13 protein-coding genes are annotated in these 15,899 nt (G+C 71.0%); 3 read left to right on the top strand and 10 right to left on the bottom strand.

Annotated features, from left to right (window positions below):
• The coding region (locus AS96_RS09930) for an APC family permease (RefSeq protein ID WP_036289137.1) at nucleotides 1-794 on the bottom strand (794 nt) is incomplete at its 3' end.
• A 252-nt stretch (nucleotides 795-1,046) separates the two neighbouring features.
• On the bottom strand, nucleotides 1,047-1,520 hold the full coding sequence (locus AS96_RS09935; protein WP_231477218.1) for an Lrp/AsnC family transcriptional regulator: 474 nt from the start codon (nucleotides 1,518-1,520) through the stop codon (nucleotides 1,047-1,049).
• A 141-nt stretch (nucleotides 1,521-1,661) separates the two neighbouring features.
• On the opposite strand from AS96_RS09935, the gene ald reads away from it, so the two are divergent.
• Nucleotides 1,662-2,735, top strand: a complete 1,074-nt coding sequence (gene ald, locus AS96_RS09940; protein ID WP_036289144.1) for an alanine dehydrogenase — start codon at nucleotides 1,662-1,664, stop codon at nucleotides 2,733-2,735.
• A gap of 68 nt (nucleotides 2,736-2,803) precedes the next feature.
• Here the strand turns inward: ald and AS96_RS09945 are convergent, their stop codons facing one another.
• The 5 genes from AS96_RS09945 to AS96_RS09965 form a co-directional block, all read right to left on the bottom strand.
• Nucleotides 2,804-4,186: an aspartate aminotransferase family protein gene (locus tag AS96_RS09945; RefSeq protein ID WP_036289145.1), complete on the bottom strand. Its 1,383-nt coding sequence runs from the start codon at nucleotides 4,184-4,186 to the stop codon at nucleotides 2,804-2,806.
• Nucleotides 4,183-4,665, bottom strand: coding sequence for an Lrp/AsnC family transcriptional regulator (locus AS96_RS09950; protein ID WP_036289148.1), 483 nt, complete (start codon nucleotides 4,663-4,665; stop codon nucleotides 4,183-4,185). Before AS96_RS09950 ends, AS96_RS09945 begins: the two co-directional genes overlap by 4 nt.
• Before the next feature lie 186 nt (nucleotides 4,666-4,851).
• Nucleotides 4,852-6,228 carry a pyridoxal phosphate-dependent decarboxylase family protein gene (locus AS96_RS09955; protein ID WP_036289151.1) on the bottom strand — a complete coding sequence of 459 codons (1,377 nt, stop codon included), beginning with the start codon at nucleotides 6,226-6,228 and terminating at the stop codon, nucleotides 4,852-4,854.
• Nucleotides 6,225-7,967: an amidase gene (locus tag AS96_RS09960; RefSeq protein WP_036289154.1), complete on the bottom strand. Its 1,743-nt coding sequence runs from the start codon at nucleotides 7,965-7,967 to the stop codon at nucleotides 6,225-6,227. Before AS96_RS09960 ends, AS96_RS09955 begins: the two co-directional genes overlap by 4 nt.
• Complete coding sequence (locus AS96_RS09965; protein ID WP_036289157.1) at nucleotides 7,964-9,010, bottom strand: agmatine deiminase family protein; 1,047 nt, start codon at nucleotides 9,008-9,010, stop codon at nucleotides 7,964-7,966. Before AS96_RS09965 ends, AS96_RS09960 begins: the two co-directional genes overlap by 4 nt.
• A gap of 109 nt (nucleotides 9,011-9,119) precedes the next feature.
• Between AS96_RS09965 and AS96_RS09970 the strand changes: the two genes are divergently transcribed.
• Nucleotides 9,120-9,734 (top strand): TetR/AcrR family transcriptional regulator, encoded by a 615-nt coding sequence (locus tag AS96_RS09970; RefSeq protein ID WP_051498835.1) that lies wholly within the window; start codon nucleotides 9,120-9,122, stop codon nucleotides 9,732-9,734.
• On the opposite strand, the gene AS96_RS09975 is transcribed toward AS96_RS09970, so the two are convergent.
• From AS96_RS09975 to AS96_RS09985, 3 genes are read right to left on the bottom strand one after another with little or no spacing between them, the layout of a single operon-like run.
• Nucleotides 9,715-11,151: an aminobutyraldehyde dehydrogenase gene (locus tag AS96_RS09975; protein ID WP_036289160.1), complete on the bottom strand. Its 1,437-nt coding sequence runs from the start codon at nucleotides 11,149-11,151 to the stop codon at nucleotides 9,715-9,717. The two genes, AS96_RS09970 and AS96_RS09975, sit on opposite strands and share 20 nt — an antisense overlap.
• Nucleotides 11,148-12,515 carry an aspartate aminotransferase family protein gene (locus AS96_RS09980; protein WP_036289162.1) on the bottom strand — a complete coding sequence of 456 codons (1,368 nt, stop codon included), beginning with the start codon at nucleotides 12,513-12,515 and terminating at the stop codon, nucleotides 11,148-11,150. The genes AS96_RS09975 and AS96_RS09980 overlap by 4 nt, the downstream gene beginning before the upstream one ends.
• Before the next feature lie 25 nt (nucleotides 12,516-12,540).
• Complete coding sequence (locus AS96_RS09985; protein WP_036289165.1) at nucleotides 12,541-14,028, bottom strand: CoA-acylating methylmalonate-semialdehyde dehydrogenase; 1,488 nt, start codon at nucleotides 14,026-14,028, stop codon at nucleotides 12,541-12,543.
• Nucleotides 14,029-14,101: 73 nt separating this feature from the next.
• On the opposite strand from AS96_RS09985, the gene AS96_RS09990 reads away from it, so the two are divergent.
• A complete protein-coding gene (locus AS96_RS09990; RefSeq protein WP_231477219.1) occupies nucleotides 14,102-15,805 on the top strand; it encodes a PucR family transcriptional regulator ligand-binding domain-containing protein in 1,704 nt (567 codons plus the stop codon).
• The last annotated feature ends 94 nt before the right edge of the window (nucleotides 15,806-15,899 follow it).

Here is a 15,899-nt window from a genome sequence, read left to right on the forward strand (position 1 = left end):
CCCGCCGCCGTCAGCACCGACTGCAGCACGATGCCGCCCACCTGCGAGCCGATCTCCGGCAGCGTCGAGTCGGCGATCGCCTCGGGTGGGAACGCGTCGCTGGACGGGAAGCGCAGCTGCGTGAAGTAGGCCGCGACGAGGAAGATCGCGCCGCCGACCAGCACCGTCAGCAGGATCGCGCGCGGCATGGTCTTCGGGTTCTTCGCCTCCTCCGCGTACATCGTCACCGCGTCGAAGCCGATGAACGAGAAGCAGACGATGGTCGCACCGGCCAGCACCGCGCCGAACTCGACCTCGGGGTGGAAGAACGGCTGCACGGAGGCGACCGTGCCGGCGCCGGCGCCCTGCACCAACTGCACGATGACCATGACGACGAACACCGCCATGACCACGATCGAGAAGATCAGCAGGATCATGTTGACGTTGGAGGTGCCGCGCATCGTCAGGTAGATGATCCCGGTGACGCCCGCGGTGAAGGCCACGACCCACACCCATCCCGGGATGTCGGGGAAGAGTGCCTCCATGTAGCTGCGCAGGATCAGGGCGTTGACCATCGGCAGCAGCAGGTAGTCGATGAGCGACGTCCAGCCGACGAGGAAGCCGAGGCTCGGGTGCATCGACTCGCGGACGTAGGTGTACGCGGAGCCGGCGCTCGGGATGACGCCGACCATCTTGCCGTAGCTGATCGCAGTGAAGCCCATGACGACGAGGGCGAGCGCGTAGGCGGCGGGGACGACGTTGTTGGTCTCGACGGCGACATTGCCGAACGTGTCGAACACGACCGTCGGGGTCATGTAGCCGAGTCCGAGACCGACGATGGACCAGACTCCCAGAGAGCGCGCAAGGGTGGCGGAGCGAGAGGATGCCGACGTGGCGGCGAGTGACTCGTTCGTGATTCCTCCTGATGGTGAGGTGTTTCGGGTGCTCGAATACTAGGGTCGCCCTGTTTCGTTTGTGTAGCGTCGCCGTCACCTCCGATGACGCGCGGGCACCATGTTCGGACGATTCGACCGGGGATCGCCCCTTCGCGGACGAAGGGTGTGGGCTCAGACCCCGCGCAGCCCGTCGGTGCGCTCGAAGATGAGGCTCGTGTTGGTCGCCGCGACGATGGAGTGCGTGGAGAGGTGGTCGGTGACGAAGGAGCGCAGGTCGGCGCTGTCGCGCCCGCGGAAGTGGATCACGAAGTCCTCTGCGCCGGCGACATAGAAGTACTGGGCGACGTCGGGGTGGGTGCGCAGCTCCTCGGCGAACCGGGTCAGCTGGGCGCGCGCCCCCGGACGGATCCGCACCGAGACGAGAGCCTCGGTGCGATAGCCCAGCGCGGCGGGGTCGACGTCGACCGTGAAGCGGCGGATCACCCCGCGGGAGACGAGCCGCGAGATGCGCGCGTGCACGGTGGATGCCGCCAATCCCAGCGTCGCGGCGAGGCGGCTCAGCGGCTGGCGGGCGTCGCTGCGCAACTCGTCGATGAGTCGGAGATCAGCGGCATCCATCGATGTATCTGCGGAAGAAGCGGCCATGTGCCGAGCATAGTTCGATCGGAGAGACTGATTTCACTGAATCTTCGGATGCTCTTGTCGTGCATCGAGCGGGCTGACATCGTGATCGCGCTGCACCGCTCCACTCCCCTTTCCGCGGACCATTTTGAAGGAGTCCCGCCCATGATCATCGGTGTTCCCGCAGAGATCAAAGACAGTGAGCGCCGCGTCGGCATGACGCCCACGGGGGTCGACGAGCTCTCTGCACACGGCCACCGGGTGCTCATCCAGAGCGGCGCCGGCGTCGGGTCGGGCTTCAGCGACGACGCCTACCGCGCCGCGGGAGCCGAGATCGTCTCCGAGGCCGCCGACGTCTGGGGCGCCGCCGACCTGCTCGTCAAGGTCAAGGAGCCCATCGCGCCGGAGTACGGCTTCCTCCGTAAGGACCTGACGCTGTTCACCTACCTGCACCTGGCGGCCGCGCCGGCGCTCACGCAGGCGCTCCTGGATGCCGGTACCACCGCGATCGCGTACGAGACCGTGCAACTGCCCGACCGGTCGCTGCCCCTGCTCGCGCCCATGAGCGAGATCGCCGGGCGACTGTCGGTGCAGGTCGGTGCGCAGCAGCTGCTGGGCCCGGCCGGTGGCCGCGGCATCCTGCTCGGAGGCGTCCCCGGCACCCCGCGCGGGCGGGTCGTCGTGATCGGCGGCGGCGTCGCCGGCACCCACGCCGCGCAGATGGCCGTGGGACTGGGGGCACACGTCACGATCGTCGACCTGTCGATCCCGCAGTTGCGGCGCCTGGACGAACGTTTCGACGGCCGTGTGGACACGCGGGTGTCGACGCGTTCGACCATCGCCGACCTCGTCGCCGACGCCGACCTCGTCATCGGCTCGGTGCTGGTGCCCGGCGCGGCGGCGCCCAAGCTCGTGACGCTCGACATGGTCGAGCGCATGCGGCCGGGCTCGGTGCTCGTGGACATCGCGGTCGACCAGGGTGGCTGCTTCGAGGGTACGCACGCGACCACGCACACCGACCCGACCTACCGGGTGCACGATGCGATCTACTACGCCGTCGCCAACATGCCCGGGGCCGTGCCGCTGACCTCGACCCTCGCGCTCACGAACGCGACGCTGCGCTACACGCTCGCGCTCGCCGACCTCGGCACCGACGCCGCGCTCGCCGCTGACGCGTCTCTTCGTGCGGGCTTGTCGATCCGCGGCGGCGAGGTGATCGACACCCGCATCCTGGCCTGACGAACGCCGCAGATACGCACGAACTCCGCATCCGATCACGCGATCGGATGCGGAGTTCGTGATCCCGGTCAGAGGCGGGACCAGGCCTCCGTGAGCACGGAGCGCAGGATCTCCTCGATCTCGTCGAACTCGGCCGGGCCGATCGTCAGCGGCGGGGCGAGCTGGATCACGGGGTCGCCGCGGTCGTCGGCGCGGCAGTAGAGCCCCGCGTCGAACAGCGCCTTGGAGAGGAAGCCGCGCAGCAGCCGCTCGGACTCGTCGTCGTCGAAGGTCTCCTTCGTGGCCTTGTCTTTGACCAGCTCGATGCCGAAGAAGTACCCGTCGCCGCGCACATCGCCGACGATGGGCAGGTCGAGCAGCTTCTCGAGCGTCGCGCGGAACACGGGTGAGTTCTCGCGCACGTTCTCGAGCAGCTTCTCCTCCTCGAACACATCGAGGTTTTCCAGCGCGACGGCCGCCGAGACGGGGTGTCCGCCGAAGGTGTAGCCGTGCGGGAACGACAGGTCGCCGTGTGCGAACGGCTCGTAGACGCGGTCGTTCACGATCGTGCCGCCCAGCGGCGCGTACCCGCTGGTGACCGCCTTGGCGAACGTGATCATGTCGGGCTGGTAGTCGTAGGCCTGTGCCCCGAAGTAGTGGCCGAGGCGTCCGAAGGCGCAGATGACCTCGTCCGAGACGAGCAGCACGTCGTAGCGGTCGCAGATCTCGCGCACCCGCTGGAAGTAGCCGGCCGGTGCGGGAAAGCAGCCGCCGGCGTTCTGCACAGGTTCGAGGAACACGGCGGCGACCGTCTCGGGGCCCTCGAACTGGATCATCTGCTCGATGCGGTCGGCGGCCCACAGGCCGAACTCCTCCGGCGTGCCGCCGCCGAAGCCCGACTCCGCGGCGCGGTAGTAGTTGGTGTTGGGCACGCGGAAGCCGCCCGGGGTGACCGGCTCGAACATGTGCTTCATGACCGGCAGGCCGGTGATCGCGAGGGCGCCCTGCGTCGTCCCGTGGTACGCGATGGCCCGGGAGATGACCTTGTGCTTGGTGGGCTTGCCCTGCAGTTTCCAGTAGTGCTTGGCGAGCTTGAACGCGGTCTCGACCGCCTCTCCGCCGCCGGTGGAGAAGAAGACGTGGTTGAGGTCTCCCGGCGCGAGGTTCGCGATACGGTCGGCGGCTTCGATGCCGGACGGGTGGGCGTAGGACCAGAGTGGGAAGAAGGCGAGCTCCTCCGCCTGCTTCGCGGCGGCCTGGGCGATGCGGCGGCGGCCGTGGCCGGCGTTGACGACGAACAGGCCCGCCAGCCCGTCGATGTAGCGCTTGCCGCGCGAGTCCCAGATGTGGTGGCCCTCGCCCTTGACGATGATGGGCACCCCGGGGCCCTCGGTCATCACCGACTGGCGTGCGAAGTGCATCCAGAGGTGGTCGCGGGCTTTGGCCTGCAGGTCGGCGTCGTCGATGGTCATCGTGTCCCCCAGTTGTAGAGCTGACGGTGGAGTTTGAGGTAGACGAAGGTCTCGGTCGAGACCACCTCGGGAAGGGCGCGGATCTGCTCGTTGAGCAGGTCCATGAGGTCGTCGTCGTTCTCGCAGACGACCTCGACGAGCAGATCGAACGACCCCGCCGTCGACACCACGTAGCTGATCCCCGGCAGGGTCGACAACTGCGCGGCGATGCCGCGGGTGTCGCCGGCGATGCGGATGCCGATCATCGCCTGGCGGGCGAAGCCGAGCTGGAGTGGGTCGGTGACGGCGACGATCTGCATCACGCCCTGGTCGACGAGCTTCCGCACGCGCTGGCGCGTCGCTGCTTCGCTGAGACCGACGGCCTTCGCGATCTCGGCGTACGGTCGGCGCCCGTCCTCCTGCAGCTGCTCGATGATCGCTTTGGACGCGGCATCCAGGGTCTGTCGACGCGAGGGTGCGGTTTCCGTCGTTTGGGGCATGATCGGCGACGATATCAATCGCCGCAGTGAATAATCAAGACTGAATCAGAAGTTCGCGACGGACGCCTGCCCGCCGCGCCCCGCCCCTCCGACCTCACCGGATTCGGAAACGTGCAGCAGAATCGGATGCCGTCAGCCGCCGTCTCCGCATCCGTTGACGTCCGCCGCATCCATTGGGCCGCCCGGTCAGCGCATGGTGTCGAGGATGCCGGTGAGGTCCTCGAACGTGGTGCGGGGGTTGAGGATCGCGAACCGGGCGTTGGCGCGGCCCTCGTGGCTCGACGGCGTGACGAAGGCGTGCTGCACGTCGAGGAGGCGCTGCGACCACGCCTCGTACTCGGCGCGCGTCCAGCCGTCGCGCTCGAACACCACGACGCCCAGTTGCGGCTCGCGCACGAGGGAGAACCCGGGCCGAGCCGCGATCTCGTCGGCGATCCGCCGGGCGAGCACGATCGAGGCGCTGACCGCCTCGCGGTACGCAGCCGCGCCGTGGGTGGCGAGCGAGAACCACAGCGGGAGCCCCCGGGCGCGGCGGGTGAGGTGGGCCGCGTAGTCGGACGGGCTGTAGTCGGAGCGGTCGGTCAGGGTGTCGAGGTACTCCGCGTGCTGCGTGTGCGCACGCCGGCCCTGCTCGGGGTCGCGGTAGATGAGAGCGCAGGCGTCGAAGGGGGCGAACAGCCACTTGTGCGGATCGACGATCACCGAGTCGGCCTGTTCGACGCCGGCGTACAGGTGGCGGGCGAGGGGTGAGAGCATGCCGGCGAGGCCGTAGGCGCCGTCGACGTGCAGCCAGATGTCGTGGGCGTGGGCTGCCGCGGCGACGCCGGCGATGTCGTCCACGATGCCGAAGTTGGTCGAGCCGGCGGTCGCGACGACGGCGAACACCCGCTCGTGCACGTCGACGAGCACCTCCGCGACGGCGTCGCCGCGCAGCACCCCGTCGGTATCCGTGGGCACCGTGATGACGTCGACGTCCATGACGCGCGCCGCCGACGCGATGGAGGAGTGCGCCTGCGAGCTGCAGACGACCGCCCAGCGGGTCGGCGCGGCGGCACCGGTACCGGTCCGGTGCGCGCGCGCCGCCTCGCGCGCGGCGACGAGCGCGGACAGGTTGCCGAGCGTGCCGCCCTGCACGAAGACGCCTCCCGCGGATGCCGGCAGGCCGAACTCGTCGGCCAGCCAGCGCAGCACCTCGTTCTCGGCGTGCACGGCGCCGGCGCCCTCCAGCCAGGAGCCGCCGTAGAGGGCGCTCGCCGACACGACGAGGTCGAAGGCCGCGGCCGCCTTCGTGGGCGCGGTCGGGATGAACGAGAGGTACCGCGGGTCGTCGGTCGTGATGCAGGCGGGGGCCAGCACGTGCGTGAACACGCCGAGCGCACGCTCGGCGCCGACCCCCTCTTCGGAGATCGTCCGCCCTGCCAGTCGGCTGAGTTCCGCGGCGGGCAGCGGCTTGTCCAGCGGGGTGTCCTGGGCGAGCAGGCGCTCGCGCGAGTAGTCGAGCACCAGGTCGACGATGCGCCGGGTCTCGGCGGTGACGTCGTGCATGCGGGCGGCATCGGTCATGAATGATCCTCGGGGGAAGAAGGGGCGGGGGTGGATGCCGGGAGGGCGGGAGTCCGCGGCGGCACCGGCCGCTCGTCGGTCAGTGTCTCGATCGCGCACCCGAGCCGCAGCAGGGCGGCATCGTCGCCGGAGCGCCCGGCGATCGTGAGTCCCACCGGCATCCGGATGTCGTCCATCAGCCCGAGCGGAACGGTCACCGTCGGGATGCCGAGGTGGCGGATCGCGAGGTTGCCGTTGGCGACCCAGACGCCGTTGCGCCAGCCGAGGTCGGCGGAGGCGGGGTTCACGTCCATGTCGGCGGGGCCGACATCGGCGACGGCGGGGAAGACGACGGCGTCGAGGCCGAGGCCGTCCATCCACTCCTCCAGGTCGACCCGCCGGGTGCGCTCCAGGCCCCTCAGCCCCTCTTCGAGCTCCGGCATGTCGCGCCAGGTCATTCCGGGGTTCTCCCGCACCCAGTCGGGGTAGGTCGCGATGTCGTCGTCGAACCCGGTGTAGCGGTCGGGGAGGGCGCCGGCGGGGTGCGGGAAGATCCGTGCGCCGTCGACGTTCGTGAGGGAGGACAGGGCGGGGTCGCCGTTCGCGGACAGGAAGTCCTCCCACGCCCACGCCGACAGGTCGACGATCTCGCGCCGCAGGTAGGCGGGCGAGACGAATCCGCGCGTCGCGATGGTCGGCGCTTCCGGCCGGTCGCCCTCGTAGGTGCTGACCACGGGGAAGTCCACCTCGACGACCTCCGCCCCCGCCGCCTCGAGGGAAGCCCGCGTCTGCTGCCACAGTGCGATGATCGACGCGCGGGTCTGGATGCGCTGGCCGGTCGGGCCGCCGATGCCCGGGGCGGGGGAGGTCCCGGCATCCGGGTCGGCGTTGATGTACATCCGGGGGATGCCGAGGCGCAGGCCCGCCACCGTCGCGCCCGCGCCGAGCGCACGGTAGTCGTCCGGGCGCACGGCGGACGGCGCCGGCAGCGGGATCCATGGCTGTGTGCGCCAGAAGTCGCCGCGGGTGTCGGGGTCGTCCGCGACGATCACGTCGAGCACTTCGAGCAGGTCGGCCATCGTCCGGGTGTGGGGGACGACGACGTCCATCGTGGGCACGAGCGGCCAGTTGCCGCGGGTGGAGACGACGCCGCGCGAGGGGGTGTAGGCGCACAGCGCGTTGTTGCTCGCGGGCCCGCGGCCGCTCGACCACGTCTCCTCGCCGAGTCCGAAGGCCGCGAAGGATGCCGCGGTGGCCGTGCCCGACCCGTTCGACGATCCGGAGCCGAACGGCGCGGTCAGCCAGTCGGCGCGGTACGGGCTCTCCGCCCGTCCGTAGACGCCGCGCTGCATGCCGCCGTTGGCCATCGGCGGCATGTTCGTGAGTCCCAGGCAGATCGCTCCGCCCGCCCGCAGGCGCTCGATCGTGAAGGCGTCGCGCTGGGCGACCAGTTCGGCGAAGGCGGGGGAGCCCGCCGCGGTGGTGAGTCCCCGCACGAGGTAGCTGTCCTTCGCCGTGTAGGGGATGCCGTCCAGGGGTGAGAGGGTCTCGCCGCGGGCGCGACGCTCGTCGGATGCCGCGGCTTCCGCGAGCGCGTCGGGGTTGCGGACGATGACCGCGTTGAGGGCGGTCGCGGTGGCGGGCCCGTCGTAGGCGTCGATGCGCGCGAGGTAGGCCTCGACGAGTTCGACGGCCGTCGCACGCCCGTCGTCGAGGGCGGCGCGCAGCTCGGCGATCGAGGCGTCGACGACGTCGATCACGAGGTCACCCCGCGCGGCAGGGCCGGCTGCTGCTGCGTGATGCAGTGGATGCCGCCGCCGCGCGCGAAGATCGGGCGTGCGTCGACGGGGACGATCTCGCGCCCCGGGTAGGCATCGGCGAGGATCGCGCGGGCCTCGGCATCCGCTTTCTCCTCGCCGAAGCCGCAGGCGATGACGCCGCCGCCCACGACGAGGTGGTTGACGTAGCTCCAGTCGACGAAGCCCTCGCCGTCGCGCAGGGTCGCCGGCGCGGGCAGCTCGACGACCTCGAGACGGCGTCCGGCGGCATCGGTCTGAGTGGCGAGCAGCTCGCGGAGCGCGGCACTGACGGCGTGGTCGGGGTGCGCCGCGTCGCGCTGCGTGTGCAGGAGCACGCGACCCGGGGAGGGGAAGGTCGCGACGATGTCGACGTGGCCGTTCGTGCCGAAATCGTCGTAGTCGCGGGTGAGGCCGCGCGGCAGCCAGATCGCCGTCGTCGTGCCGAGGGTGCGGGCGAGCTCCGCTTCGACGCGCGCGCGATCGGCGTAGGGGTTGCGCCGCGGGTCGAGCTGCACCGTGTCGGTCAGCAGCACCGTGCCCTCGCCGTCGACGTGGAAGCCGCCGCCTTCGGCGACCAGGGTCGAGGAGATGAGTTCCGCGCCGACCTCGGCCGCGACGATGCGGGCGTGCTCGGCGGAGCGTTCCCAGCGTGCCCAGTCGTGTGCGCCCCAGCCGTTGAAGATCCAGTCGACCGCGCCGAGGACGCCGGGGCGTTCGTCGTCGATCACGAACGTCGGGCCGTGGTCGCGCATCCAGAACTCGTCGACGGGCGCTTCCAGGACCGTGACGTCACCCGGCAGCATCCTCCGGGCGCGCGCGAGCTCGGACGGATCGACGACCATCGTCACCGGCTCGAAGCGGGCGATGGCCGCGGCGACCTCCGTCCACGCCGCGTAGCCCTCTTCGCGCTCGGCGTCGGTGTCGCCCAGGGTCGGTCCCTCCACGGGGAAGGCCATCCACGTGCGCGCGTGCGGCGCGGTCTCGCTCGGCATCCGCCAGCTCATCGGCATCCTCGACTCTCGTCCGGTCCTGGAGTAGCTTATTGATCACATGATCAACTCATCGGAGGGTAGCGAGCGGATGCCGTCGACGTCAACTGCCGGACGGGCGCGGATGAGCGCCGATGAGAGGCGCGATCAGATCGCGGGCGCCGCGCGCGAGCTCGCCCTCGCCGAGGGGCTGGACGCGGTCACGCTGCGCGCCGTCGCGGCGCGGGTGGGTGTGGCCTCCGGGTTGGTCGCCCACTACATCCCGAGCATGGACGACCTGGTCGCCGACACCTTCTTCGACATCGTCGCCGGCGAGCTCGAGGAGGTGCGGGCGTTGCTTCCCGACGCTGCCGCTCCCGTGCGGATCGGCGCGCTGCTGCGGACGACGCTGGATCCCGCACGCCGCGACGTCACCCTCGTCTGGGTGCAGGCGTGGGCACTGGGCACGCGCAACGCTCCGCTCGCCGAGCGGGTGCGCGCGGCGATGGACGCCTGGCGTGCGCTGATCGCGGAGGAGGTCTCTCGGGGGATGGCGGCCGGCGTCATCCCGGCGGGTGACGCAGAGCCGCTGGCCTGGCACCTGCTCGCCATGATCGACGGACTCGGCGCGCACGCGCTGGTGGGTTGGGGGCCGGCGATCGCGCCGGTCGCGCCGGTCGCGCCGGTCGCGCCCGTGCTCCGTGCGGCCGCGGGGCTGCTGGGCATCGAGGCAGAGACGCTCAGTCCAGGCTCGCCATGACGTGCTTGAGGCGGGTGTAGTCCTCGAAGCCGTAGACCGAGAGGTCCTTGCCGTACCCGGAGTGCTTGAAGCCGCCGTGGGGCATATCCGAGACGAACGGGATGTGCGCGTTGATCCAGACGCAGCCGAAGTCGAGGTCGCGCGAGAACCGCAGCGCCCGCGCGTGCTCGCGCGTCCAGACGGATGCCGCGAGGGCGTACGGCACCCCGTTCGCCAGCGCGAGCGCTTCCTCTTCCGACGCGAACGGCTGCACCGTGAGCACGGGGCCGAAGATCTCCTGCTGTACGACCTCGTCGTCCTGGCGGACGCCCGTGACGATCGTCGCCTCGAAGAAGCAGCCGGCATCGCCCTGGCGGCGGCCGCCGATGGCGATCGTCGCGTGCGCGGGGAGGCGATCGACGAAACCCTTCACGCGCGCGAGCTGGTCGGCGTTGTTCACCGGCCCGAAGAAGGCATCCGGGTCGTCCGGCGCGCCCGTCTTCGCGTGATCGCGGGTGTGGGCGACGAGCGTGGCGACCAGCTCGTCGTGCACGGCGGCATCCACGAGTACGCGCGTCGCGGCGGTGCAATCCTGTCCGGCGTTGAAGAACGCGGCCTCCACGATGCCGCGGGCGGCGCGGTCGAGGTCGGCGTCGGCGAAGACGAGGGCCGGCGCCTTGCCGCCGAGCTCCAGGTGCACACGCTTGAGGTCCTGCGCGGCCGAAGCGGCCACCTGCATGCCCGCGCGCACCGAACCGGTGATCGCGACCAGCTGCGGGGTCGGGTGCTCCACCAGCATCCGGCCGGTCTCCCGGTCGCCGAGGACGACGTTGAAAACCCCGGCGGGCAAGATCTCGGCGGCGATCTCAGCGAGGCGCACGGTGGTCTGCGGCGTCGTCTCGCTCGGCTTCAGCACGACGGTGTTGCCGGCCGCCAGAGCCGGCCCGATCTTCCACACCGCCATGTTCAGCGGGTAGTTCCACGGCGTCACCTGGGCGACGACGCCGATCGGCTCGCGGCGGACGTACGACGTGAACCCCTCCGCGTACTCCGCCGCCGCCCGTCCGTCGAGGTCACGGGCTGCGCCCGCGAAGAAGCGGAGCTGGTCCACGGATTGGACGATCTCGTCGGCGACCAGGTTCGCGCGGGGCTTGCCCGTGTCCTGCGACTCCAGATCGGCGAACTCGTCGGCCCGCGCCTCCAGCGCATCAGCGAGGCGGAACAGCAGCAGTTGGCGCTGGGCGGGCGTCGTGCGCTTCCACGTGTCGAAGGCGCGGGATGCCGCCGCGAATGCGGCATCCACCTCCGCCGCCGTCGAGACCGGAGCGTGGCCGTAGACCTCGCCGGTCACGGGGCTCACGAGCGGCAGAGCCGTACCCGATGACGCGACCGGTACCCCGTCGATGATGTTGCGGAGCACCGCTGTCGACGCGGTCACGACGCCACCTCGGCGTCGGTGACCTCCAGCGCGCGGTCGATGACGTCGAGGCCGCGCACCAGGTCGTCCTCCGAGATGATCAGCGGCGGCGCCACGTGCACGCGGTTGAAGTGCGTGAACGGCCACAGGCCCGCCTTCTTGCACGCCGCCGCGAACGCGGCCATCGGGGCGGCATCCGCTCCCGCCGCGTTGAACGGTACGAGCGGCTCGCGACTGTGCCGGTCGCGCACGAGCTCGATCGCCCAGAACAGGCCCAGACCGCGCACCTCTCCGACCGACGGATGCCGTTCGGCCATCTGCTCCAGTCGCGGGCGCACGACGCGCTCGCCGAGGTCGCGGACGCGCTCCAGGATGCCGTCGCGGCGGAAGACCTCGAAGGTCGCCACACCCGGGGCGCAGGCCAGCGGGTGACCGGAGTAGGTCAGCCCTCCCGGGAAGGAGACCGTGTCGAAGTGCGCGGCGATGCGGTCGGAGACGACGACGCCGCCCAACGGCACGTAGCCGGAGTTGACGCCCTTCGCGAAGGTGATGAGGTCGGGCACGACGTCGAAGTTCTCGAACCCCCACCAGGTGCCCAGGCGTCCGAAGCCGACCATGACCTCGTCGGCGATGTAGACGATGCCGTAGCGGTCGCAGAGCTCGCGCACTCCCGGCAGGTAGCCCGGCGGCGGGATCAGCACGCCGTTGGTGCCGACGACCGACTCGATGATGATCGCGCCGATGGTCGAGGCGCCTTCCAGGATGATCGTCTGCTCGAGGTGGGCGAGCGCACGCTCGGCCTCCTGCTCCGGCGAGTCCGCGTGGAACGGCGACCGGTAGGCGTACGGGCCGAAGAAATGCACGACCGAGGCGTCTGCCGGCTCGTTGGCCCACCGGCGCGGGTCGCCCGTGAGGGTGATCGCGGTCGAGGTGTTGCCGTGATAGCTGCGGTACATCGCCAGCACCTTGCGCTTACCGGTGACCAGGCGCGCCATCCGGACCGCGTTCTCGTTGGCATCGGCTCCGCCGTTGGTGAAGAACACCTTCGAGAAGCCGTCGGGAGCGATCTCGCTGATGCGGCGCGCCAGTTCGCCGCGCGTGGCGTTGGCCATCGACGGCTGGATCGTGGCGAGGCGACCCGCCTGCTCCTGGATCGCCGCGACGAGGTCGGGATGCTGGTGGCCGAGGTTGAGGTTCACCAGCTGCGACGAGAAGTCGAGGTAGCGGTTTCCCGCGTAGTCCCAGAACGTCGCGCCTTCGCCTCCCGCGACCGGCAGCGGGTCGATGAGCGCCTGCGCGCTCCACGAGTGGAAGACGTGGCTGCGGTCGTCGCCGCGAACGGCGGCGTCGGCCGCCGGGTCGGCGATCGGGTCGATGGTGCTCATGATGTCTCCTCCGGATGCCGCGGACTCAGTGGTTGCTCGGGAAGCCGAGGCTGATCTGGCTCTCGCTGGGGTCGGGCCAGCGGGTCGTCACGACCTTGCTCCGCGTGTAGAAGTGGATCGACTCCGGGCCGTAGATGTGCGTGTCGCCGAACAGCGAGTTGCGCCAGCCGCCGAACGAGAACGCGCCCACCGGCACCGGGATCGGCACGTTGATGCCGACCATACCGACTTCGATGTCGAACTCGAACTGGCGGGCGGTGCCGCCGTCGCGCGTGAACACCGCGGTGCCGTTGGCGAACGGGCTCGCATTGATGAGGGCGACCGCCTCGTCGTACGTCGCGACGCGGGCGACGGAGAGCACGGGGCCGAAGATCTCCTCGTCGTAGACCCTCATGCCGGGGGCGACCCGGTCGACGAGCGAGACGCCGATGAAGAAGCCGTCGCCCTCGAAGCGCTGCGTCGTACCGTCGACGACGACCGTCGCACCCTCCGCGGCGGCGCCGGTGACGTAGGAGGCCACCTTGTCGCGGTGCTCGCGGGTGATGAGCGGTCCCATCTCGCTCGCCGCATCCGTGCCCGGTCCGATCGTCAGGCCCGCGATGCGCTCGGCGACCTTCTCCACGAGCGCATCGGCGACCTCGTCACCCACCGCGACGAGAACCGAGACGGCCATGCAGCGCTCGCCGGCCGAGCCGTACGCGGCCGAGACGGCGGCGTCGGCCGCGGCATCCAGGTCGGCGTCGGGCATGACGACCATGTGGTTCTTCGCGCCGCCGAGCGCCTGCACGCGCTTGCCCGCGGCGGCGGCGCGCTCGTAGATCGAGCGGGCGATCGGAGTCGAGCCCACGAAGCTGACGGCACGCACGGTGGGGGAGTCGAGGATCGCGTCGACGGCCACCTTGTCGCCGTGCACGACGTTGAGGACACCGGCGGGAAGGCCCGCCTCCTCGTACAGACGCGCCAGGAAGAGGGCGGCGGAGGGGTCCTTCTCGCTCGGCTTGAGGACCACCGTGTTGCCGCAGGCGATGGCGGATGCCGTCATCCACAGCGGCACCATCACCGGGAAGTTGAACGGCGTGATCGCGCCCACGACGCCCACCGGCTGCTTCACCGAGTGCACGTCGACGCCCCGCGACACCTGTTCGGCATGCTCGCCCTTCAGCAGGTGCACGAGCCCGGCGGCGAACTCGACGTTCTCGATGCCGCGGCTGATCTCGCCCTTCGCATCCGAGAGCACCTTGCCGTGCTCGGCGGTGATGATCGCGGCCAGCTCGTCGGCGCGTTCGACCAGCAGGTGGCGGAGGCGGAAGAAGACGTCCGCCCGCTTGATGAGGCTCGTCGCGCGCCAGGCCGGCAGCGCCGCCGCGGCCGCCGCGATCGCGGCATCCGTCTCGGCGGTCGACGCGAAGGCGACCTCGGCCTGCACGGCACCGGTCGCGGGGTCGTAGACGGGGCCGGTGCGTTCGGTCGATCCGACGGACTGGCCGGCGATGTGATGACGGATGAGGTCCATGAGCGCTCCTGTTCGGACAGTTCGACCGGGTCGTGACATGCTTATGCTGACGGAGCACAGGGGGGAGACGCAGGTGTCTGATCGTCGCGATGTGGACGGTTCTCGGACAGAACGTCCGGCCGCCGTTCTGCCGACCGTCTCCGAGGTGCTGGCCCTCGACGCCTTCGCGCCCGGCGCCCCGGTCGTCGTGGTCGGCGGAGCCGCGTTGGAGGCGCCTGTGCGCTGGGTGCACGTCTCCGACAGCGCGGATGTCGCGCGACTGCTCGAAGGCGGAGAGTTGCTCCTGTCCACCGGTTCGGGATGGCCGGACGATCCGCGACGGCTGGCGCACTTCGTCGCGCAGCTGGCCGAGGTGGGCGCTGCGGGCATCGTGCTCGAGCTGGGCGCCCACTACCGCTACGTGCCGGCGGTGCTGGCCGATGCCGCACGCAGCGCCGACATCGCGCTGATCGTGCTGCACCGAGAGGTGAAGTTCGTCACCATCACCGAGGCCGTGCACCGCCGGATCATCGCCGACCAGACGGCGGCTCTGGAAGCCCGCGACGCGGTGCGCACCCTGTTCACGGGACTTGCGCTGCGCGGGGCGCCGACGGAGTTCATCGTCGAGCAGGTCGGTCTCACGCTGGCCGCCCCGGTGGTCTTGGAGAGCGTCGGACACGAGGTCGTCGTCGCCCACGTCGGCGGTGCCACCGAGACCCGCACGCTCCGCGACTGGGCGCGTCGGTCCCGCGCCGCCGCCGCGGCACCCGACCGGGAGGGGCGCGCGATCGTGCCGGTGGAGGCCCGCGGCATCCGCTGGGGATGGCTCGTGGCGCTGCCCGGCGCCGCCCACCTCGCCGGACGCGACGCCGTGCTCGAGCAGGCGGCCACCGCGCTCGCCCTCGGCAGGCTCGCCGATCCCGGCGGCGAGGAGTGGTCGCGGCTGGGGCGTCGGCGCGTGGTCGACGCGCTGATCGACGGACGATTCACCGGCCTGTCCGCGGTGGCGGCGCGATTGGATGCCGCGGGCATGCCCCTCGTCGGCACGGTGGCCTTCGCGGCAGTCGCGCTCGTGTCGTCGGGCCGGGGCGGCGACGCGGTCGCGGCCGCCGCCGACATCGCCGCCGCGGCGATCGGCGCGCGCGTCGTGTGCGGCACGAGCACGACCCTCGACGACGGGTCGGCGCTGGTGCGCACGCCGCTGATCCTGGCGGTCGCGGGCCGCGCGACGAGCGCTGCCGACAACCGTGCCGACGCCTTCACCGTCGCACTCGAAGACGCCCTGCGGGCGGGGTCGACGTCGGCGCGGGCGCGCGTCGTGCTCGGCCCGGGCACGGTCATTCCCGCGCTCGAGCCCGCAGCCGCGTACGAGCGCGCGGTCGGAACGCTCGTCGCGGGCCTTCGCGAGACGATCGACCTCGTCGGTGCCGACGACAGCTTGCGTGGTGCTTCCCGCCGGGGCGCGGACGGGAGGCGTGTGGCGGAGCGTCCCCTCACCCGGGTGGTCGCGGCGTTGCGCGACGATCACCGCCTCGTCGCTCATGCGGAGCGGATGCTCGATCCGTTGCTGGCCGAGACCCGCGCTCGGGGCGGCGACCTTCTCGACGTGCTGACGGCGCTGCTCGCGCACCCGTCCAACCGCACGGCGGCCGCCGAAGCGGCGCACCTCTCGCGCTCGGTGTTCTATCAGCGCATCGCCCTGCTCGAAGACCTTCTCGGCGTCGACTTCGACGATGGCGAGCAGGTCGCCGCTCTCCATGTCGCCGTGCTGACCCACCGGCTGCACGCGGGCGGGTGAATCCGCACGCGGCTGTCGCCTTCTGTATGCATTAGGGCGCCGAAAGTGGTCGTCGCTTCCTCGCAGCCTCGCTGATGTATACACTATGGGTGTC

The organism is Microbacterium sp. MRS-1 (assembly GCF_000585455.1).
In the GTDB taxonomy this organism is placed as follows: domain Bacteria; phylum Actinomycetota; class Actinomycetes; order Actinomycetales; family Microbacteriaceae; genus Microbacterium; species Microbacterium laevaniformans.

Excerpts from the sequence above, each read along its gene's own strand:
- AS96_RS09935 (WP_231477218.1), bottom strand. The coding sequence starts at position 1,520 with ATGGCCGCTTCTTCCGCAGATACATCGATGGATGCCGCTGATCTCCGA.
- AS96_RS09980 (WP_036289162.1), bottom strand. The coding sequence starts at position 12,515 with ATGAGCACCATCGACCCGATCGCCGACCCGGCGGCCGACGCCGCCGTT.
- AS96_RS09945 (WP_036289145.1), bottom strand. The coding sequence starts at position 4,186 with ATGACCATCGACGACGCCGACCTGCAGGCCAAAGCCCGCGACCACCTC.
- ald (WP_036289144.1), top strand. The coding sequence starts at position 1,662 with ATGATCATCGGTGTTCCCGCAGAGATCAAAGACAGTGAGCGCCGCGTC.
- AS96_RS09970 (WP_051498835.1), top strand. The coding sequence starts at position 9,120 with ATGAGCGCCGATGAGAGGCGCGATCAGATCGCGGGCGCCGCGCGCGAG.
- AS96_RS09955 (WP_036289151.1), bottom strand. The coding sequence starts at position 6,228 with ATGACCGATGCCGCCCGCATGCACGACGTCACCGCCGAGACCCGGCGC.
- AS96_RS09985 (WP_036289165.1), bottom strand. The coding sequence starts at position 14,028 with ATGGACCTCATCCGTCATCACATCGCCGGCCAGTCCGTCGGATCGACC.
- AS96_RS09965 (WP_036289157.1), bottom strand. The coding sequence starts at position 9,010 with ATGAGCTGGCGGATGCCGAGCGAGACCGCGCCGCACGCGCGCACGTGG.
- AS96_RS09950 (WP_036289148.1), bottom strand. The coding sequence starts at position 4,665 with ATGCCCCAAACGACGGAAACCGCACCCTCGCGTCGACAGACCCTGGAT.